Genomic DNA, 19,865 nt, shown 5'->3' with positions numbered 1-19,865 from the left:
GGGCCATGAAGACACCGTGGCCCGACAGGCCTCTTCGCGGCGTCGAGCCGGTCAGAGAATAACAAGGTTGGCGACGATGCGATCACATAAACCGGCCAATCATTTACGCTTTCCAAACCTCTGACAAAACCAGTAACATGTGTCGCGATTGTTCCAGTTGGTTCATTTAGTACCACCATTTTCGCGACCTGCCGATAGCCACCGTTGTTTTCGTCACTCTGGCAGGCGACATATACCCAGGGATCCACGCTTTCAGGCCAAATACCGATGAATATTAAGCGATCACGCCAGGCAAGCCTGCCGTTATTAGTGCTGCCTGCCCTCTTTCCGCTGCCGCTGTTTGCGGCAGATGGCGGTAATACCCTTGTTGTCAGCGCCGCGCCGCCAGCAAAAGGCCTTAATGAACTTGATACGCCTGCCGCCGTGAGCGTGGTAAACGGCGACGATATGCGTCAGGCCGCCCCGCGCGTTAACCTGTCAGAAAACCTGACCAGCGTACCGGGGTTGCAGATCCAAAACCGGCAAAATTATGCACAGGACCTGCAGTTGTCCGTGCGCGGCTTTGGTTCCCGTTCGACTTACGGGGTCCGTGGCCTGCGCATTTATGTCGATGGCATTCCGGCCACCATGCCGGATGGTCAGGGACAAACGTCCAATATTGATATCGGTTCGGTCGATCGGGTGGAGGTGCTGCGTGGGCCGTTTTCTGCGCTGTATGGCAATGCCTCCGGCGGCGTCATTAACGTTACCACTCAGACCGGTCAGCAGCCCCCCACGCTTGAAGCAGGCAGTTGGTTTGGCAGCTACGGTAGCTGGCGCAACAGCGTGAAAGCCAGCGGCGCCACCGGCGACGGCACAAAAGCCGGCGATGTCAATTACACGCTTTCCGCCTCGCGCTTTACCACTCACGGTTATCGCGACCACAGCGCCGCGCAAAAAAATCTGGGTAACGCAAAGCTGGGCGTACGCATTGATGACGTCAGCACCCTGACCTTACTGTTTAACAGCGTACATATCGACGCGCAGGACCCGGGTGGGTTAACGCCTGACCAGTGGCGCGCGAATCCCCGTCAGGTTGTTAGTAATGTCTCACTTTACAACACCCGCAAAACCGTCGATCAAACCCAGGGCGGCCTGCACTATCAGCGTCGGATGAGCGAAAACGACGACCTGAGCGTGATGATGTATGCCGGGATGCGTGAAACGACGCAGTTCCAGCCCATTCCTGCCAACGTGCAGCGAAGCCCATCGCATCCCGGCGGCGTGATCGCGTTGACCCGTCACTATCAGGGCATTGATACCCGCTGGACACACCGTGATGATCTGTTTTCGGTTCCGGTCACGCTGACTGCCGGGCTGGATTACGAAACCATGAGCGAACAGCGCAAAGGTTTTGAGAATTTCACTACGGCCAACGGCGTGACGCAGTTCGGTGAGCAGGGAAATATGCGGCGCAACGAACGTAACCTGATGTGGAATCTTGATCCCTATTTGCAGACCACCTGGCAGCTCAGTCAAAAATGGTCGCTGGATGCAGGCGTCCGTTTCAGTACGGTCAGTTTTGACTCCAACGACTTTTACATCACGCCAGGCAACGGCGATGACAGTGGCGATGCCCGTTATCACAAATGGCTGCCCGCCGCCGCGCTGAAGTATGCGTTTGACGACAGCTGGAATGCCTATTTATCTGCCGGCCGTGGATTTGAAACCCCGACGATTAATGAGCTGTCCTATCGTTCAGACGATCAGTCCGGCCTGAATCTGGGGCTGAAACCCGCGACCAGCGACACGGTTGAGTTAGGCAGCAAAAAACGTCTGGGCAATGGCCTGCTCAGCGCTGCCGTTTTCCAGACCGATACTCAGGATGAAATTGTTGTCGACAGCAATAGCGGCGGACGCACCACATACAAAAATGCCGGAGAAACCCGTCGGCGTGGCCTCGAACTGGCGTTCGATCAGCAGGTTAACTACGACTGGCGACTGAAAATGGCCTATACGCTGCTGGATGCGCGCTATCGCAGTAATGCCTGCGGCAACGCCAGCTGCGACGGCAACCGTATTCCGGGCATTGCGCGCAATATGCTGTATACCGGGCTGGCTTATGCACCTGAAGAAGGCTTTTATGCCGGAGCGGAATGGCGTTATATGAGCAACATCGCAGCGGATGACAGCAATGCGGTCCGTGCGCCTTCCTATGCCATCACCTCGGTCAACAGCGGCTATAAGTGGCTTGTCGATGCCTGGACGCTGGATTTGTTTGGTCGGGTGGATAACCTGTTTGACCGCAACTACGTTGGCTCGGTGATCGTCAATGAAAGCAACGGTCGCTACTTTGAACCGGCTCCGGGGCGCAACTACAGCGTGGGCCTGACGGTCAGTTACGCTTTCCAGTAGTGAACATGGCCGCCGCGTGAGCACAACGCGGCGGCGCAGCGTGGCGACCTCTCAGGTTATTCTCATCGCGCCTGGCACAATCCCCTGACGCATTACCCTCTTTCGCCGTCAACGTCGGCCTCCAGAATACCTATTTGCGAAAGCACTCGAATTTTTGTTCAAAACTCGCTCAAACAAAGTCCACGATCCTAAAATCCATGCAGTAACGTAACGACATCATAAGGAGCACGCACGTTGAGCAGTAAAATCTGTTTCAGTCGTGCCTTTAATCAGGATGTTACCAATGCGAAAAAAGAGGCGGAGGAAGGTCCAGTGTACATCACCGATCACGATAAACCCGCTCATGTCCTGTTAACGGTTGAGGCATATCCGAGGTTAACAGGCGGTAAAAAAAACTGGCCATGACGCTGGCAATGCCTGAAACGGCAGATGTCGATTTCGCACCTGAACGGCCTGTCATCACCGGACGAGATGCCGGCTTCTGATGCGTTATCTGCCGGATAACCCTATCTTCTGGGTTGCGTAAGGCAGGCACGCCGCGTATTGATCCCCATGTCCTGGCAGGGCTAATGCTATTGACCTTGACAGCACGTTCATTTCAGCCCTGACGCGGCTGGAAACAGAGACAGGTATTTTGCGTCTTGAACGGCGGAATGGGGAGCAGGCACAACGTTTGCGCCACGGGTATCAGATGCAGGAGCCTGAGGCGGATCGCCAGCGAAGGTTGCCGATCGATGGCCTGTTCGCAGGCCGGTGCGCCATGCTGCACCTGCCCGACTGACGTTCCGCAACCGATGCGCTGATCGCGGCAACGACGCTACAGCACGATGTCATTCAGGTCACACGTAACCTGAACGATTTCCAGGGACTGGGCGTGATGCTGCTCAATCCCTGGCCTGCATGACAGGGTTTACAGTGCGTTCAGTTTGGCAATCACATCATTATAGCTGCCCGTTTCACCCAGGCGGGGAAAGACGCGCTTGATGCTGTTTTCGTGCGTATCACTATTGAGATCGGTCATCGCATCCACTGCAAGCGTGACGTTGTAACCTGATGCATACGCCTCACGCGCCGAAGATTCCACGCCAATACTGGTGGCAATGCCGCAAATGACCACCTGGGTAATGCCACGCTTTTGCAGTTCATCATGCAGTGCGGTGTCATGAAACGCGCCCCAGGTTTTTTTGGTGATGGTCAGATCGTTATGCTGCGGTGTCATGGCGGGCACCAGGGTCGCCCAGTTTGCAGGCAGCTCGCCTTCGTGACGCGGCTGTTCATTGCGACCAGGCGCACCGCCTGCCACGTTGACGAGCACGACGGGCAGATCCTTTTCACGAAAAGCGCTGGCAAGTCGTGCGCAGCGTTCAATCACCGGCTGTGGCTCGTGCACAACTGGCAGCGCAACAATCCCCTCTTGCAGATCGATGACGATCAGAGCGGTTTTCGCATCAAGTGTGGTTATAGCCATAGTCATTCCTCACAAATCGGTAACAGATAAAGCGTCAGTATGGCGCAGACGCCGGGGGTTGATATACCCTGCAAAGCGCGCCATACAAGGGAAACGAAGTATACAAATGCCGGTCGGGCCTGAACAGACGCGGCTGGTTTCAATTTGTAAGCTCAGGTTCGGCCCAGATAGTGGATCAGGCTGTGAAACCGCAGGCGGCGGTCAAGGGGATTACGATAGCTGTGGGCAACGTCGGCTCGGAACTGAAAGGCTTCGCCCTGTTTAAGCCGTCGCCAGGTCTCTTCCACGCCTAACAACAGTTCCCCTTCCAGTACCACCACCTGCTCAATCACCCCTTTCTCATGGGCAGTGGAGTCGCTTTGCGCACCCGCTGCCAGCTCAACCGCCAGTAAATCAAAACGCAACCGGGCGTCGTAAGGCAGCAGCGGCGTAACCGCCATCTGCGCATTCTGCTGCCGGTAACAGGTCACCTCGCCTGCGGAATGTGTCCCGGAATGAACAAAAAATGAGAACGGAACGTTGAAGCCGGTCGCTATTTTCCACAAGGTCGCGACCGTGGGGCTGGACTCGCCGCGTTCAATCTGGCCCAGCATCGCCTTACTGACGCCCGTTTTTTCTGCGGTTAAGCTCAGGCTCCAGCCATTGGCTTGGCGCAATTGTTTTAGCCCATCGCCAAGATATTGATGCAAATTTTCCATGTTATCTCCTGCTTTACCGCTCTAGTGTAACACTTGTGCGTTATAACGCCCTGTGCGAGGATGTGCGCTATAACGCACAAGAGGGTTACACCATGTCAGCACGCCGCGCACCCTTTCCCGTTACCCTGCCCATGGCCGTTTCCGGCCTGGTGGCGGTATTAGTCGGCTACAGCAGTACCGGTGCGATTATCTATCAGGTTGCCCTGTCCGCGGGCGCCTCATCCGCGCAAATTGCCGGCTGGCTTTCCGTCATTGGCCTGGCGATGGGCATTGCTTCAGCGGGGCTCTCTCTGGCGTACCGGATGCCGATCTTAGCCGCCTGGTCCACGCCGGGCGCGGCATTACTCGCCACCAGCCTACAGGGCGCATCGATACACGAAGCCGTCGGCGTGTTTGTTTTTGCCAATGCCCTGATTGTGTTGTGCGGGGTGACGGGCCTGTTTGCCCGACTAATGAACTACATCCCTGCCTCGCTGGCCGCCGCCATGCTGGCCGGGATTTTACTGCGCTTTGGCCTGCAGACGTTTAGCGATTTAGCGGTAAATTTTACCCTGGCGGGCGCAATGTGCTGTGTTTGGCTACTGGCACGCCGGTGGTTGGCCCGCTACGCCATTCTAATCGCGCTGCTGGCAGGTCTGGCTGTCGCATACGGGCAAAACAGCCTCCATTTTCCCGCGCATGCGGCGAGTTTCAGCCTTCCCGGCCCTGTCTGGCCGACCTTTTCATGGCCTGTACTCATCGGTGTTGGCCTTCCCTATTTTCTGGTGACCATGGCGTCACAAAATGCACCGGGCATCGCCACATTGCACGCCCATGGCTACCGCCCCCCGGTCTCCGCGTTGATGAGCTGGACAGGACTGCTGGCCCTGGTCTTGTCACCGTTTGGCGGGTTTTCGGTATGTGTGGCGGCGATTACGGCGGCCATTTGCATGGGAGAAGATGTGGATGTCGATCCCCGTCGCCGTTGGATAGCTGCCGCGCTGGCCGGTTTTTTTTATCTGCTGGCTGGCTTTTCCGGCGCGTTAATTGCCGTGTTATTCAGCGCACTGCCTGCGGTAATGGTGCAGGTGCTGGCGGGGCTGGCACTGCTTGCCACGCTCGGCGGCAGTCTGCAACGGGCGCTTGAGCAGCCCGAGGAGCGGGACAGCGCCCTGATAGCCTTTTTGATCACCGCATCCGGGGTAACGCTCTGCGGCATCGGCGCGGCGTTCTGGGGCCTGGTCGGCGGTGTGGTTGCACATCTGTTATTAAAGCGTAAAACAGCGTAACATCATCTGGGCATTGGTTATTTTCCCGCCAGCGGGTCAAAAAACCACGCATTTATCCCCTTTTTCAGCGGTTTGATTTGCCATTGTCCCACGTAAAATCACCGTAATCGACGATAACACGCGATCTTCTGCCTCAGACAACGACCGATAAGGGCTTAACAGGTGGCAAAAACTTTTCTGCGCAGCGGCAATCTGGATGCGGTTCTGGCTTTGGGCGAGAACGGCCAGCCTGTATATGCGTCCGCCCTGCAAATCCGTGAAACCCTGCGTTTGCGCCGTCAGAGCGCGCTGGCAAATTGCCTGGCGATTCCACAAACGAACGAACGTGGCGACCGGCTTGACTGGTACTCGCCCTTCCCGGGCAAGGTTAAGTCCTGGATGGGCGCCAGCGATTATGAACGCCGCCAGGCTTTACAACATCTCACAGCCTGTCAGCAGGATCTGCAAGCCATCAGCGCCAGCGCAAGCGGTGCGGCCAATCCGGCAATGCGCCTGTTCGGCGCGCTGTTAGGCAAAAGCTTGCAGTTTCCCAATCAGCAATATGTTTATCTGGTCAACGGCAAACCCGTCATTACCTTTTGGGGATTTGTTGACGCGCAGGAGCGGAATCGCGACGATGCGCTGGCCTGCCTGCGAGACAGTCTTGAAGAGTCGCTGCCAACCGTGCTGGTTGAACCGCCGCCCGAACCGGTGACGATCCCTGCCGCCTCCGAACCCGAACCTGTTATCGCACCGGAGCCGGAGATCGTGACGCCGCCGGTCCAGGAAAGCGCGGTTCAGGCCCCAGAACCTACGCCCACGGCGACAGCGCGTCGTCGGCCTTTCCGCCTGTGGTATTTACTTCCAACCCTGGCGGTTGCCGCGGCAACAGCGACCGCTGTGATCTTGCATCTGCCTCAGTCAGAACCGGTGACGGTCACGCAACCGGTCGCGCAAAACACCCCGGCTCCCGCGCCGGTTACCGCCACTAAGCCACCGGCGGTCGTCGCGTCTGCTGAAAAACTGTCTGCCACGCTGCCACAGAAACCGGCGGCGGTGGTCGCAAATGCATCAACTGCGGCTGCACCGACTTCCGCTGCGCCCGCGCCCTCATCAACCCTTTCAAATGTGGTGGTGCCTGCTGTGCCCGCCAAACCCGACGATCTGGTGGTGACGCCGGATGCCGTGCGCGATGGACAGGTACAGGTCATTGATGGCCGCTGGCGTGTGGATATTGAACAGATCAAAACCCCGACCGGTAAACCGCCGGTGATGCGTTTCCAGTTCAATAAAGGGAAAGGCAGCGTGCAGATCAGCCAGGGCAATACCACCTGTAAGGCCGACGTGACGGCCGCGATGACCAGCGCAGGAAACCTGGTGATTGAGAGCCGCTTTACTGCCCGGTGCGCGGACAAATCCCGTTACCGTATGCCATTGTTAGTGTGTCATTCCAGCATTGGCGCGGCCGTCTGTGAAGCGCAGTACAGTGCGGATCGTGTGTATCCCATTACGATTAAGCGTGAGAGTAAGTAACTATGTTGGCTCCCCTGATCGATGATAAGCAGAAAATTTCTCTGATTGAGAACAGCGGCGTGCAGTTCCTGGATTTTGGTCTGCAGCTTTCCGCGCCCCAGGCACGACGCCAGTTTGTGCGCCAGACGGCAAACGGCCCATTGCTGCGACTGAACGTGGACGGCAACAGCGGCAAATTTTTACTTTACCCACAGGACGGTGGCGCGCCTGAAGTGGTTCGTCCTGAAACCGACATCGCCCTGTCAGACTCGCTGACGCTGCTGGAAGCCTGCTGGTTGCCCCTGCCGATGCTGCGTTGCGCATCGGGCCGCCGCTTTATTGGCGGCCCTGAAAACTGGGCGCGCATGCGTCTGGTGGCCCTGGATAAACCCGACAGCACCGGCAATACGCACCGCGTCACGCTGGCTTTCGATACCCGCTGTGTCGCTGATGAAGACGGCGGCGAGCAACTCGGACTCACGCCTTCCGATGCGCAGAACGGCGTGACCTTTGCGCTGGCCTGGCATAACTACGAGCTGGGCGAATTCCTTGACCATACCTGGGTTGATGGCTGGTTGCGTGAGTCCTTCACCGACCGCGTAGCCGATCGCCGGGAGCAGGCAATCAGCCAGGCACTGCGCGAGTTTGAATATCAGGCGCATTACCTTAACCTGCTGGAATTACTGGGCGAGCAGCTTAACCTGACCGAGATCCACATTCAGGCCGCCACGCTGCAAACCCCGGCGGTCAACGTCGATATTATTCTCGACGTAGGGAATTCCCACACCTGCGGCATTCTGGTGGAAGACCATCCGGAAGAGAGCAACGGCCTGAAGCAGACCTATGAACTGCAAATGCGCGACCTGTCTCAGCCACATCGGGTGTATAACGAACTGTTCGACAGCCGGCTGGAATTTGCCGAAGCGCGTTTTGGTAAAGCCAATTTTTCGCTGGAAAGCGGCCGCGAGCAGGCTTTTATGTGGCCCTCGTTAACCCGCGTCGGGCGTGAAGCCAGTCGCCTGGCCCTGCAACGCGCCGGTCTGGAAGGCAGTACCGGCCTGTCCAGTCCACGCCGTTACCTGTGGGATGAGGCACGCTATCAGCCGGGCTGGCGCTTTAATCAGCAGAGCCCGCAGGGGGAACCTCAGGCCTGCGCCGCGCCGTTTACCTCGTTAATGAATGATGAAGGTCAGCCGCTGTACGCCCTGCCCGTGGATGAACGCTTGCCGGTGTTCTCCGCCCACTACAGCCGCAGTTCGCTGATGACCTTTATGTTGTGTGAGTTGCTGGCTCAGGCGCTAATGCAAATGAACAGTGCGGCACAGCGCCAACGTATGCCGCAAAGCCATGCCCCGCGTCAGCTGCGCCACGTTATTTTGACCCTGCCGTCCGCCATGCCAAAACCTGAACGGGAGATCTTCCGCCGCCGCATGCAGGAAGCCATCGCCCTGGTGTGGAAAGCCGAGGGCTGGCACCCGGCCGATGAGGATTTTACCGAGCAGAGCCAGGCCCAGAGCAGCAAGCCCGTACCGGATGTGCAGATGGAGTGGGACGAAGCCACCTGTGGCCAGATGGTGTGGCTGTTTAATGAAACACAGGTGAACTTTGCCGGACGGGCAGAAGATTTCTTTAGCAGCATGGCACGTCCCGACCGCCCGCGTGAGGTGGATGAACTGCCGGGCAAGAGCCTGCGTATTGCCTCTATTGATATAGGCGGCGGCACCACCGATTTAGCGATTACCCAGTATCGTCTTGACGACGGCCAGGGTAATAACGTCAAGATCACCCCGCGCCTGCTGTTCCGTGAAGGCTTCAAAGTCGCCGGTGACGATATTCTGCTGGACGTGATCCAGCTGTGGATTTTACCCGCTCTGCAACAGAGCCTGCAAAAAGCCGGGCTGACCCTGGCGGAGCCGCTGATCAACAAGCTGTTTGGTCACGACAGCCGCATGGACGGACAGGCCACGTTACGCCAGCAGGCGACGCTGCAGCTGTTTATCCCGCTGGCTCAGGCGGTGCTGGAGCGCTACGAAAACTGGGATCCGCTGGAAAGCCACGCCGAGATCAATGCGCTGTTCGGTGAACTGGTCGATCAGCGCCCTGCCGATGCGGTGCTGGCGTTTGTTAACGGTGAAATTCAGCGTGAACTCGGCGGCAACAGCCGTTTTGATCTGCTTGAGGTGCCGCTGGTGGTCAGCATGGCTCAATTGCACGGTGAGTTTATGCAACATCGCATGGCAATCATTCCGGCGCTGCGCTCTATGTGTGAAGTGGTGTCACTCTACCAGTGTGACGTCCTGTTGCTGACCGGACGTCCTTCGCGCTTCCCCGGCATTCAGGCGCTGGTACGTCATCTGCAGCCGCTGCCGGGCAGCCGTATTTTATCGCTTGAGGGCTATCACACCAGCGACTGGTATCCGTTTAATAAACATGGTCGCATTGATAACCCCAAATCGACCGCCGCGGTCGGCGCAATGCTGTGCCTGCTGGCGCTGGATTTGCGCCTGAGCAGCTTTTGGTTCCGTGCAGGCGACTTTGAGCCTTATTCAACCATTCGTTATCTCGGTATGCTGGACGAAAATCAGGCGCTGACGGACGAAAACCTGTGCTACAGCGAAATCGACCTCGACGATCAGCAGTTTTCGCTGGATCGCAAAACCAGCTTTCGTATTCGCGGCAACGTGTGCCTGGGATTCCGCCAGTTAGATAATGAGCGCTGGCCTGCCTCGCCCCTCTACAGCCTGACGCTCGATGATGCGGCGCTGGCGCGTAAGGTTGCGGGGGAAAGTGTCCTGCGCGTCAAGCTCGCCGTGAAGGCCGGTCCGGGTGCGCCCGGCCCTGAAAATCTGGTGTTAAGCGAGGCTAAACTGGATGATGGCACGCGTGTTCCGCTTGAACATCTGAGCCTCAAACTCAATACTCTCTCCGCCACGGGCAATGCCAATGCGCAATACTGGATTGACAGCGGGAGTGTGTGTAAACGATGAGATCGGTAAAACCCCGCCAGCCGCAGACGCTGGCAAAACGCCTGAGTTTATTGCAGGACGCCCTGAACGGCAGCCTGGCCTGGATTGAGAATACCCGCGAGCAGTCGCCCCGTCTGGCTCTGGAAGCCGAAACCCTGACCCTGCAGCTAAGGCAGGCTCGTGTACAGGCCCAGGCCCTGGCGCAGCAGGTTGCGCGCCCGGTGACGCTGGCGCTGTTTGGCCAGTCCCAGGCGGGTAAAGCCTGGCTGTTGACGGAAATGGTGGCCGATGCACAGGGCCAGTTGATCACCGCGTTAAGTGATAAACCGGTGAATTATTTTCAGAATGTGAATCCCGGCAATCTCGACTTCGCCACCGCAACGCGTTTTACCCACCAGCGGGAACCCCTCTCTTCAGAGTGGCCCGTTGAGCTGACGCTGCTAAGCGAGGCCGACGTGCTGCGCCTGGCCATCTCCTGTGGTGGAGGTGTCACCCAGCCCGACACCGCAAAAATTGACAGCGTGTTGCAACGCCTGCAACGCCATCGCTTAACCACGCCACTGCCGGGTCTGGAGAGCGACGCGCTGGTCACGCTCTGGTCCTGGTGCCGTCGTCATCACCTGTATGACGCACAGCTGGATCGCCACTTCTGGCCACAGGCTGTTGAACTGGCACCCTGGCTGAGCGTTGACGACCGCGTGCAGCTGTTTTCACTGCTGTGGCCAGCCGAGCCCGCCCTGAATGAGCTGGTGCGGAGTTTACTGCATCTGCGCCATCAGCTTCGTAACAGCACCCGGGTACTGGCTCCGCTTAGCCTGCTGACGGATAACGCCCTGTTGCCCGCGGAGCAGCTGATTGTTCCCGCCAGCGAGCAGGATCAGTCGCTGCCAATCGAGGTTTGCCCGTTAAACAGTAACCGTCTGGGTAAACCGCAGAACGTGGCGTTGGGATTACTTGCCCTGCTCACGCTTGAGGTCACTATTCCCCTTAGCTCCACCCCGCGCACCGCGCTCTATGATGATGCAGACATGCTGGAGCTGCCCGCACCGGGTACGCCCAGCGATCCGGCCCTGCGCGAAGAGCGCCAGCGCCTGCAGCAGCAGGATGCATTACGCGCACGCCTGCTGGAGCACAAACGTACACTGATACCGGGCATTTATGCCGCCCGCCAGAGTATCGATTTGCTGTTAATCTGCACCGCCGCCAGCCAGCGTCAGGATGTTGACGTCGCCAGTCAGGCGTTACGGGAATGGCAGCGTCACCAGCCGGTCAATGAGGCGGGCGAGAAACCCCGTCTGATTTGGGCTATTACCCCTTACGATGCGCGGCATCAGCAGATCAACGTCGACGAGGCAGTGCAGCGTCAGGTGGGGCAGCCGGGTCAGCAATGGGGTTCCATGCTGGCACTGGATCGCGCAGGCGTGGACCGGATGTCTGACTGGCTACAGGAAGAAATGCAGCCTGAAGCCCGTCGCGATATGCTGATCGCCCAACTGGCACAAATTCAGCACACCGTTGTCGAGCGTCGCCTTCAGCCCTGGACGGAAGCGGGTGCATCGCCCGACCAGGCGGCACGCAAGCAAAGCATCGCCGATACACTGCTGAAGTGTTTACAACACCGCACCGGTTTACATGGCGAACTGCTTGAGCGCTTACAGCCCTCCCGCGAGGCCCTACGTCAGCTCTGGCTCAACCAGTCCACCTCATCCGTTCCGGCGGCGACGTCCAGCATTCAGGCCCCGGAAAATCAGTTTGGTATTGGCTTTGAATTTGATTTGTTCAGCGATAACGAAGTTGAACAGCCCGCCCCGAAGCAGACCAGCTTCGGTCAGGGCTCGGCACAGTTCCCGCGTCAGGTGTTTAGCCTGTGGCTTAACCACCTGCGCCAGCTGCCGGAAAATCAGAGCCTCCTGGCTTTACTGAATATTGATAAAGCCACGATGGAGTGGTTGATCGAAGAGTTGATCACGGCCAGCTTTCGTACCGGTATTCTGCAGTCCCTGCAGCAGGCGCTGCATGAACCCGATGCGCAGAGCATGACGCATGAATCACGTGCTGACCGTCAGGTCACGCGCGCGATGACGGTGCTGGGGGATTTTGTGGCCTGGCTGGGCTTCCTGCAGCGTCCGGAATCGGAACGTCCTGGCAGCCGGGTCAATCGCGGGCAGCCTGTTTTCTCGCGCCCGCCGGCACCCAGCGTTAATTTCAGTGCAGGACAGCGCCTGACGAAGCTTTCCGCCGCGCCAGCAAACCATACGGCCTACTATATTTACGACTGGCTGGTGGGGCTTAACACCGTGATTATCGAAAACAATGGCTATACCGGTGGGGGCGACCTGCCGGTGGCAGCGCGAGAGTCACTTACAGCCCTGCTTAAGCCACTGCGCCACTAACCGTAAATCAGGCGCAGCTCGCCCGCCAGCGACTGCGCCGCCTCTTCCAGCAACGCCACTACGGGGGCCAGTTCCTCATTGCGCCGTTCTGCATGCAGCAGATGAATCGTGGCGGGCAACGCCATTCCTCCGGTCAGCCAGTCCCATAGCGCATCCAGATTATTGCCAAATCCGGCAGGACAATCGCTCTGCGCCGCAAACGCATGATAGAAAGCCTCGCGATCGATGAGCTGGCGCAGATCAAAGCTTAAGGTCAGCATGGTTACTGAACCGGCTTAAAGGTGCGATAGTGGTCGGTCGAGAGGAAAACCAGACCATCAGAGGAGTAGACCAGCCTGTCAGCCTCACGGTGACCACAGCGGTAGTTCACATCCGCCTCGAACCACTGGCGATCGGCGCGTTCAGGCAATTTTCGTTCCCGGTTGGAAAAGCGATCGCCGCCGATGGCCCGCCCCGGCAATACCTCACACAAGTCCCCTTTCGCTGGATTCCAGCCAAGGCGACGCGCCTGCTTTTTGGTAATGTAGTAATCGGGCAGTTGCTGATGCTGCAGCACCCAACGGGCGACCGTTCGCACATCCGTTAAGGCAGCGATATCCGAGGCCGACGTTTTGGCTGGTGCAGACGTCAGATAAGGTCTTAACCCCACCCAACAGAGAACAAGGATTAGAACCAGTCCAACCCACATTTTTTTTGACATGATGGCATCCCTTTAAACAGGATGCAGATGATAACAGCTTTAGCGGGCGATAAAAAAGCGCGGGCCAGATTGCCTGGCCCTGGCGGTAAACTGCTTTTACTGCATGGCTGACTGCGAAGGCACAGTGTGACGGCGCCATGCACCTGGGGCAACACCATACTGACGCTTAAAGCTGCGGTTAAAAGACTGTTGCGAGTCAAATCCCAGCGATATCGCTACATTCAGGATAGGCTCGTTGGTGCTGGTCAGACGGTCGGCCGATTTTTTCAGCTTCTTCATGCGAATGTATTCACCCAGTGGATAGCCGGTGTGCTCTTTAAACATCCGTTGCAGGTGCCATTTTGAATAGCCAGCGCGCTCAGAAACGGTGTCGAGATCGAGACGTGCTTCGATATTGTTATCGATCCAGCTAATCAGGTCGTGAATAAAAGCGTTACTCATCATGTTTATTCTCCCGTCGCGGTGCGAACAGTATTAGTATCAGTTGCAGTTACACTTAAAGCGTGGCTGACAATGCCATTTAATGCAAGTTTAATTAATACATTAAATGCCGCACTTTTTATGGGGCTTATTTTTGGCTGCTGTCATGCACCGATCGCGGCGTTGAAAACCGCACATAAAGTGTATCAGTAATTCTTGCAGTTCTTAGCCGCACAAGCCTACACTCCTCGCGATAAATTGCAACCATAGAAGTTGCAAATATTGGCCTTCGGGCCTTATTTCACTGTCATCGCGGGATCACAAAAATGATTACTCACTGGGTTCGTCAGGGATCTTCCCTGCTGGGAATGGGGCTGCTGGTTAGTCTGCTAAGCGGTTGTGACACGGGCCAGGCTAAAAATGCCCCGCCGCCGCCGCCCGACGTCAGCGTTGCGGATGTGTTGGTGAAGCCTGTCAGTCAATGGGACAGCTTCAACGGGCGCGTGGAAGCCGTAGAAAGCGTGCAGCTCCGGCCTCGCGTTTCGGGTTATATCGACAGCGTTAATTATCATGAAGGCGACGAGGTCAGGAAAGGTCAGGTCCTGTTTACCATCGACGATCGCAGCTACCGTGCCGCACTGGAACAGGCAAAAGCGACGCTGGCCCGCGCGCGCAGTCAGGCCAGCCTGACACGCAGCGAATCGGCACGCACCGAGAAGCTGGTGGGTACACAGGCGGTGTCACGCGAGATGTGGGAACAGCGACGTTCAACAGCCAGTCAGGCTCAGGCTGATGTCCTGGCCGCCGAATCCTCTGTCGACATGGCTCAACTCAATCTGGATTTTACCCGCGTCACCGCGCCGATTGACGGACGGGCCAGCCGGGCCATGATTACTGCCGGTAATCTTGTCACCGCTGGCGATAGCGCCAGCGTACTGACCACATTGGTTTCGCAGGACAAGATGTTCGTCTATTTCGACGTCGATGAGACCACCTTCCTGCACTATCAGGCAATGGCACGTCAGGGACAACAGCGGCATGCCCTGCCCGTTGAAATCGGCCTGGCCGGAGAACAGGGTTATCCACATCGCGGCAACGTCGATTTTCTTGATAACCAACTTAATGCCAGCACCGGTACGATCCGCATGCGCGCCCTTCTGGACAACCGCCAGCGCACCTATACGCCCGGCCTGTTTGCCCGCGTTCGCCTTCCCGGTAGCGCGCAGTTTAATGCCGTGTTAATCGACGACAAAGCCGTGCTGACCGATCAGGACCGCAAGTATGTCTATGTGGTCGATGCACAGGGTAAAGCCCAACGTCGTGATGTTCATCCCGGCGCGATGGCGGACGGATTACGCATCGTTACCACCGGTTTGCAGGCGGGCGATCGGGTTATCGTTGCCGGCCTGCAAAAAGTGTTTATGCCTGGTATGCCGGTAACGGCAAAAACCGTCGATATGGCCGCGACTGCCGCGCGATAACCTGAGGTTGTTATGGATTTTTCCCGCTTTTTTATTGATCGGCCGATCTTTGCCGCCGTGCTGTCCGTCTTGATTTTTATGACCGGGCTGATCGCCATCCCGCTGCTGCCCATCAGTGAGTATCCGGACGTGGTGCCGCCCAGCGTGCAGGTGCGTGCCGAATATCCCGGCGCTAACCCGAAAGCCATCGCCGACTCCGTGGCAACGCCGCTGGAAGAGGCGATTAACGGCGTTGAAAACATGATGTACATGAAGTCCGTGGCCGGTTCTGACGGTGTGCTGGTGACCACCGTGACCTTCCGCCCGGGTACCGATCCGGATCAGGCGCAGGTTCAGGTGCAAAACCGCGTAGCCCAGGCCGAGGCGCGGTTGCCGGAGGACGTGCGACGTCTCGGGATCACGACGCAAAAAATGTCGCCGACCCTGACCTTAGTGGTGCATCTGTTTTCCCCTAATAACACCTACGATTCGCTCTATCTGCGTAACTACGCCACGTTGAAAGTCAAAGATGAGCTGGCCCGTCTGCCGGGCGTGGGGCAAATCCAGATTTTTGGCGCGGGTGAATACGCGATGCGCGTGTGGCTCGATCCCAACAAAGTGGCGGCGCGCGGCTTAACCGCCTCGGACGTTGTGAAAGCGATGCAGGAGCAGAACGTACAGGTTTCTGCGGGACAACTTGGGGCGGAACCGTTAAAAAAACAGAGCGATTTTCTGCTGTCCATTAATATGCAGGGACGGCTGGAAAACGAGCAGCAGTTTGGTGATATCATTCTGAAAACGTCAGAGGACGGCTCACTGGTCCGGCTGCGTGACGTGGCGCGCATTGAAATGGGTTCAGGCAGCTATGCCCTGCGTTCGCAGCTCAATAACAAAGACGCCGTCGGTATTGGTATTTTCCAGGCACCGGGCGCCAATGCTATCGATCTGTCAAACGCTGTGCGTGCCAAAATGGATGAACTGGCCACCCGTTTCCCCAACGATGTGAAGTGGGCTGCGCCTTACGATCCCACCGTGTTTGTTCGCGACTCCATTAAGGCTGTGGTGCAAACCCTGCTGGAAGCGGTGTTTTTAGTGGTGCTGGTGGTGATTCTGTTCCTGCAAACCTGGCGCGCTTCCATTATTCCCCTGCTGGCGGTTCCGGTATCCGTAGTCGGCACCTTTAGCGTGCTGTATCTGCTTGGGTTCTCGCTCAACACGCTAAGCCTGTTCGGACTGGTGCTGGCCATCGGTATCGTGGTGGACGATGCCATCGTGGTGGTGGAAAACGTTGAACGCAATATTGAGATGGGACTGTCACCCAAAGCCGCTGCCCATCAGGCGATGCGTGAGGTATCCGGCCCGATCATTGCCATCGCCCTCGTGCTGTGTGCGGTGTTCGTGCCCATGGCGTTTCTGTCGGGCGTGACCGGTCAGTTTTACAAACAGTTCGCCACCACGATTGCGATTTCAACCGTGATCTCCGCCATCAACTCACTGACCCTGTCTCCCGCACTGGCCGCGATGTTACTGAAGGATCATCAGGCCCCCAAAGATATGCCGACGCGCCTGATCGACAGGCTGTTTGGCTGGATTTTCCGCCCGTTTAACCGCTTCTTTCAGCGTAGCGCGCACGGCTATGAATCGATGGTGGGGAAAACCCTGCGTCGTCGCGGCGCGGTGTTTGGTGTTTACCTGGTGTTACTGGCTGGCGCGGGCTGGATGTTTCATGCGGTGCCGGGCGGGTTTATTCCCACTCAGGACAAGCTTTACCTGATCGGCGGCGTCAAAATGCCGGAAGGCTCGTCGCTGGCGCGCACCGATGAAGTGATTCGTCAGATGAGCGAAATCGGCCTGCAAACGGAAGGCGTGGCCTATGCGGTGGCCTTCCCCGGCCTGAACGCGTTGCAGTTTACTAATACGCCGAACAGCGGCACGGTCTTTTTTGGCCTGAAGCCGTTCAGCGAACGTAAACAAACGGCGGCGCAGATAAACGCGGAGATCAATGCGAAAATTTCCCGCATTCAACAGGGATTTGGCTTTTCAATTATGCCACCGCCTATCCTGGGGCTAGGCCAGGGTTCGGGCTATTCCCTTTACGTTCAGGATCGGGCCGGACTGGGCTATGGCGCACTGCAGACCGCGATTAACACCCTCTCGGGCGCGGTTATGCAGACGCCGGGCATGCACTTCCCGATCTCCTCTTATCAGGCCAACGTGCCACAGCTGGAGGTGCAGGTAGACCGCGATAAGGCGAAAGCACAGGGCGTAGCGTTAACCGATCTGTTCAGTACGCTACAAACTTATCTGGGTTCATCCTACGTTAATGACTTTAACCGTTTTGGGCGCACCTGGCGCGTGATGGCGCAGGCCGACGGGGAATTCCGCGACAGCGTTGAGGACATCGCGAACCTGCGTACCCGTAACGACCGCGGTGAGATGGTGCCGATTGGCAGCATGGTGCATATCACCACGGCCTACGGCCCCGATCCGGTGATTCGTTATAACGGCTATCCGGCGGCTGACTTGATCGGCGATGCCGATCCACGCGTGCTCTCATCGGCCCAGGCGATGCGTCAACTTGAAACGATGTCGGGTCAGCTGCTGCCGAACGGCATGAATATCGAATGGACCGATCTCAGCTATCAGCAGGCGACGCAGGGTAATACGGCCCTGATTGTTTTCCCTGTCGCTGTCCTGTTGGCGTTTTTAGTGCTGGCTGCACTGTATGAGAGCTGGACGCTGCCGCTTGCGGTGATCCTGATTGTGCCGGTGACCATGCTGTCTGCCCTTGTGGGCGTCTGGTTAACCGGTGGGGATAACAACGTATTCGTGCAGGTTGGACTGGTCGTGCTGATGGGGCTGGCCTGTAAGAACGCCATTCTGATTGTGGAGTTCGCCCGCGAACTGGAGATTCAGGGCAAAGGCATTACAGAAGCGGCGCTGGAAGCCTGCCGTCTGCGCCTGCGTCCTATCGTAATGACCTCTATCGCCTTTATTGCCGGCACGATCCCCCTGATTCTGGGTGAAGGTGCGGGTGCTGAAGTGCGTGGCGTTACCGGCGTTACCGTGTTCTCCGGTATGTTAGGCGTTACGCTGTTTGGCCTGTTCCTGACGCCGGTGTTCTACGTGACGCTGCGCAAGCTGGTGACGCGTAAAGCCGCTCAGCAGCGCTTACAGAACGCACCATAACGGAGTCGACAGCAGGCGATGAAAAACCGCCTGCTGTCATCCCTCCGACTTCATGCTTTCCCACCTGCTTAGCGCACCGCTTTTGCTTTTAAAAATAAAACCCCGTTAATGGGCGAGGCAGAATTTCGCCGTCGCATGCATGACATAGTTATGGCTGATAATGTGACGGACGCGATATCCCGCATGATTGATAATCTGTCGCCCGCTCCTGTGACCTTCAAAAGCAAAAAGCAAAAGGAAATGTTCAGAATGCCGTTTCGTTTTCAGCGCAATATGATGATTCTGAGCCTGCTTGTGATTTCACTTCCTTCAATTAGCTTGCCCCTTTCGCAATACCAGCAATTTGATGGACTGATAAGAGCGCCGCTTACCCTTGAGGTGACGCTGAGCAATGGCCAGTTCGCTGAGCTTGATGCCTTTGTAACCCGACCCAGCGGAACCGGTGCCGCACCGCTGGTCTTGATAACTAACGGGACTGAAGGCTCCCGGGCCTTTGATCGCGGCATCATGAATCCAAACCGTATGTCAGGCACGGCTCTGGCGTTTGCACGCCACGGCTATGCTGCAGTGGTGGTGTTACGCGAAGGCTATGGCCACTCAAGCGGAAACGCAGAATATGCGGGCGGTTCATGTGAGCAGCCGCGCCATCAGCTGGCCGGGCAGCGAGATCGGATGGATCTGCTGGCCGCGCTGGCTGTACTGCAAAGACAGCCCTGGGCATCGCGGGAAAACGCGATTCTGGCTGGCATGTCTTCCGGCGGCTTTGCCGTTCTGGCAACCAGCGCGGCGAATCCGCCTGGCGTTAGCGCGGTCATTAATTTTGACGGCGGCCGGGGCGCGAATAAAGATAAATCGCTTTGTGATGGACCGGGTCTGCTTACCGCATTCGAACGCTACGGTGCAACGGCACGTCTCCCCTCGCTCTGGCTCTACTCTGCCAACGATCAGGATTTCTCGCCTGACATGGGAAGAACGTTTTATGACGCCTATCGACGTCAGGGCGGCAGCGCTGAATTTCGTGAAATGCCCCCCTTTGGTAAGAATGGGCATGTTTTCATGGATAGTGCGCCTGAAGCATTTTGGTGGCAGACGGTTTCCGCGTTTCTACAGGCGAATCATCTGCCTTACCAAGAGGTTGTCTCTCTTCCCGACACCACCTTGCCCGTGCCTGCGGCGTTAAATAAAGCCGGGGCGGAGGCGTTTAAACATTACACCTCGTCCCGTCTGTATGAAAAAGCCTTCGCGATCGGTCCGGAAGGCGCATGGGGAAGCGCCTATTGGGCCAGAACCGGCGACGATGCGGCCAGCATCGCCCTCGAATATTGCAATACCTTTAACCGTGGTGATAAAGGCAGTTGCAGGCTGTATGCCATCGGTGATGCGGTTGTTTTACGCTAAGCCTGCACGCTAAAAAAATG

The 19,865-nt window shown here is 57.4% G+C and carries 13 protein-coding genes; 8 read left to right on the top strand and 5 right to left on the bottom strand.

The window, feature by feature from the left end:
* Positions 1 to 267: 267 nt before the first annotated feature.
* The gene (gene pqqU / locus QLG08_RS22315; protein WP_282473178.1) at positions 268 to 2,394 is read left to right on the top strand and encodes a TonB-dependent receptor PqqU; all 2,127 of its coding nucleotides are present in this window, start codon (positions 268 to 270) and stop codon (positions 2,392 to 2,394) included.
* 910 nt (positions 2,395 to 3,304) lie between these two features.
* Here the strand turns inward: pqqU and QLG08_RS22310 are convergent.
* Both QLG08_RS22310 and QLG08_RS22305 read right to left on the bottom strand, forming a co-directional pair.
* Positions 3,305 to 3,862, bottom strand: a complete 558-nt coding sequence (locus QLG08_RS22310; protein ID WP_238493337.1) for an isochorismatase family protein — start codon at positions 3,860 to 3,862, stop codon at positions 3,305 to 3,307.
* 152 nt (positions 3,863 to 4,014) lie between these two features.
* Positions 4,015 to 4,560 (bottom strand): helix-turn-helix domain-containing protein, encoded by a 546-nt coding sequence (locus QLG08_RS22305; RefSeq protein WP_014605881.1) that lies wholly within the window; start codon positions 4,558 to 4,560, stop codon positions 4,015 to 4,017.
* A 92-nt stretch (positions 4,561 to 4,652) separates the two neighbouring features.
* On the opposite strand from QLG08_RS22305, the gene QLG08_RS22300 reads away from it, so the two are divergent.
* The 4 genes from QLG08_RS22300 to QLG08_RS22285 all read left to right on the top strand — a co-directional run bounded on the left by QLG08_RS22300 (position 4,653) and on the right by QLG08_RS22285 (position 12,678).
* The gene (locus tag QLG08_RS22300; protein WP_033776305.1) at positions 4,653 to 5,828 is read left to right on the top strand and encodes a benzoate/H(+) symporter BenE family transporter; all 1,176 of its coding nucleotides are present in this window, start codon (positions 4,653 to 4,655) and stop codon (positions 5,826 to 5,828) included.
* A 162-nt stretch (positions 5,829 to 5,990) separates the two neighbouring features.
* Positions 5,991 to 7,340 carry an SrfA family protein gene (locus QLG08_RS22295; protein WP_072138037.1) on the top strand — a complete coding sequence of 450 codons (1,350 nt, stop codon included), beginning with the start codon at positions 5,991 to 5,993 and terminating at the stop codon, positions 7,338 to 7,340.
* Between the two features lie 2 nt (positions 7,341 to 7,342).
* Complete coding sequence (locus QLG08_RS22290) at positions 7,343 to 10,306, top strand: virulence factor SrfB (protein WP_238493336.1); 2,964 nt, start codon at positions 7,343 to 7,345, stop codon at positions 10,304 to 10,306.
* Complete coding sequence (locus QLG08_RS22285) at positions 10,303 to 12,678, top strand: virulence factor SrfC family protein (protein WP_282473177.1); 2,376 nt, start codon at positions 10,303 to 10,305, stop codon at positions 12,676 to 12,678. The genes QLG08_RS22290 and QLG08_RS22285 overlap by 4 nt, the downstream gene beginning before the upstream one ends.
* On the opposite strand, the gene QLG08_RS22280 is transcribed toward QLG08_RS22285, so the two are convergent.
* The 3 genes from QLG08_RS22280 to QLG08_RS22270 form a co-directional block, all read right to left on the bottom strand.
* Positions 12,675 to 12,938 (bottom strand): barstar family protein, encoded by a 264-nt coding sequence (locus QLG08_RS22280; protein ID WP_014605885.1) that lies wholly within the window; start codon positions 12,936 to 12,938, stop codon positions 12,675 to 12,677. The two genes, QLG08_RS22285 and QLG08_RS22280, sit on opposite strands and share 4 nt — an antisense overlap.
* Positions 12,939 to 12,940: 2 nt before the next feature.
* On the bottom strand, positions 12,941 to 13,378 hold the full coding sequence (locus QLG08_RS22275) for a ribonuclease domain-containing protein (RefSeq protein ID WP_282473176.1): 438 nt from the start codon (positions 13,376 to 13,378) through the stop codon (positions 12,941 to 12,943).
* A 96-nt stretch (positions 13,379 to 13,474) separates the two neighbouring features.
* Positions 13,475 to 13,822, bottom strand: coding sequence for a helix-turn-helix domain-containing protein (locus QLG08_RS22270; protein WP_013025716.1), 348 nt, complete (start codon positions 13,820 to 13,822; stop codon positions 13,475 to 13,477).
* A gap of 302 nt (positions 13,823 to 14,124) precedes the next feature.
* Between QLG08_RS22270 and QLG08_RS22265 the strand changes: the two genes are divergently transcribed.
* The 3 genes from QLG08_RS22265 (at position 14,125) to QLG08_RS22255 (ending at position 19,845) form a co-directional block, all read left to right on the top strand.
* Positions 14,125 to 15,279 (top strand): efflux RND transporter periplasmic adaptor subunit, encoded by a 1,155-nt coding sequence (locus tag QLG08_RS22265; RefSeq protein WP_013025715.1) that lies wholly within the window; start codon positions 14,125 to 14,127, stop codon positions 15,277 to 15,279.
* A 12-nt stretch (positions 15,280 to 15,291) separates the two neighbouring features.
* The gene (gene oqxB / locus QLG08_RS22260; protein ID WP_105087536.1) at positions 15,292 to 18,447 is read left to right on the top strand and encodes a multidrug efflux RND transporter permease subunit OqxB; all 3,156 of its coding nucleotides are present in this window, start codon (positions 15,292 to 15,294) and stop codon (positions 18,445 to 18,447) included.
* Positions 18,448 to 18,555: 108 nt separating this feature from the next.
* On the top strand, positions 18,556 to 19,845 hold the full coding sequence (locus QLG08_RS22255) for a CocE/NonD family hydrolase (protein WP_238493333.1): 1,290 nt from the start codon (positions 18,556 to 18,558) through the stop codon (positions 19,843 to 19,845).
* Positions 19,846 to 19,865 lie beyond the last annotated feature (20 nt).

The organism is Pantoea sp. V106_11 (genome assembly GCF_029967885.1).
In the GTDB taxonomy this organism is placed as follows: domain Bacteria; phylum Pseudomonadota; class Gammaproteobacteria; order Enterobacterales; family Enterobacteriaceae; genus Pantoea; species Pantoea ananatis.
Note: the sequence above shows the minus strand (reverse complement) of the source record. Positions and strands in the feature narration are given on the sequence as shown.

Coding starts and splice junctions, on each gene's coding strand:
- QLG08_RS22285 (WP_282473177.1), top strand. CDS start 10,303: ATGAGATCGGTAAAACCCCGCCAGCCGCAGACGCTGGCAAAACGCCTG.
- QLG08_RS22305 (WP_014605881.1), bottom strand. CDS start 4,560: ATGGAAAATTTGCATCAATATCTTGGCGATGGGCTAAAACAATTGCGC.
- QLG08_RS22270 (WP_013025716.1), bottom strand. CDS start 13,822: ATGATGAGTAACGCTTTTATTCACGACCTGATTAGCTGGATCGATAAC.
- QLG08_RS22265 (WP_013025715.1), top strand. CDS start 14,125: ATGATTACTCACTGGGTTCGTCAGGGATCTTCCCTGCTGGGAATGGGG.
- pqqU (WP_282473178.1), top strand. CDS start 268: ATGAATATTAAGCGATCACGCCAGGCAAGCCTGCCGTTATTAGTGCTG.
- oqxB (WP_105087536.1), top strand. CDS start 15,292: ATGGATTTTTCCCGCTTTTTTATTGATCGGCCGATCTTTGCCGCCGTG.
- QLG08_RS22290 (WP_238493336.1), top strand. CDS start 7,343: ATGTTGGCTCCCCTGATCGATGATAAGCAGAAAATTTCTCTGATTGAG.
- QLG08_RS22255 (WP_238493333.1), top strand. CDS start 18,556: ATGGGCGAGGCAGAATTTCGCCGTCGCATGCATGACATAGTTATGGCT.
- QLG08_RS22310 (WP_238493337.1), bottom strand. CDS start 3,862: ATGGCTATAACCACACTTGATGCGAAAACCGCTCTGATCGTCATCGAT.
- QLG08_RS22280 (WP_014605885.1), bottom strand. CDS start 12,938: ATGCTGACCTTAAGCTTTGATCTGCGCCAGCTCATCGATCGCGAGGCT.
- QLG08_RS22275 (WP_282473176.1), bottom strand. CDS start 13,378: ATGTCAAAAAAAATGTGGGTTGGACTGGTTCTAATCCTTGTTCTCTGT.
- QLG08_RS22300 (WP_033776305.1), top strand. CDS start 4,653: ATGTCAGCACGCCGCGCACCCTTTCCCGTTACCCTGCCCATGGCCGTT.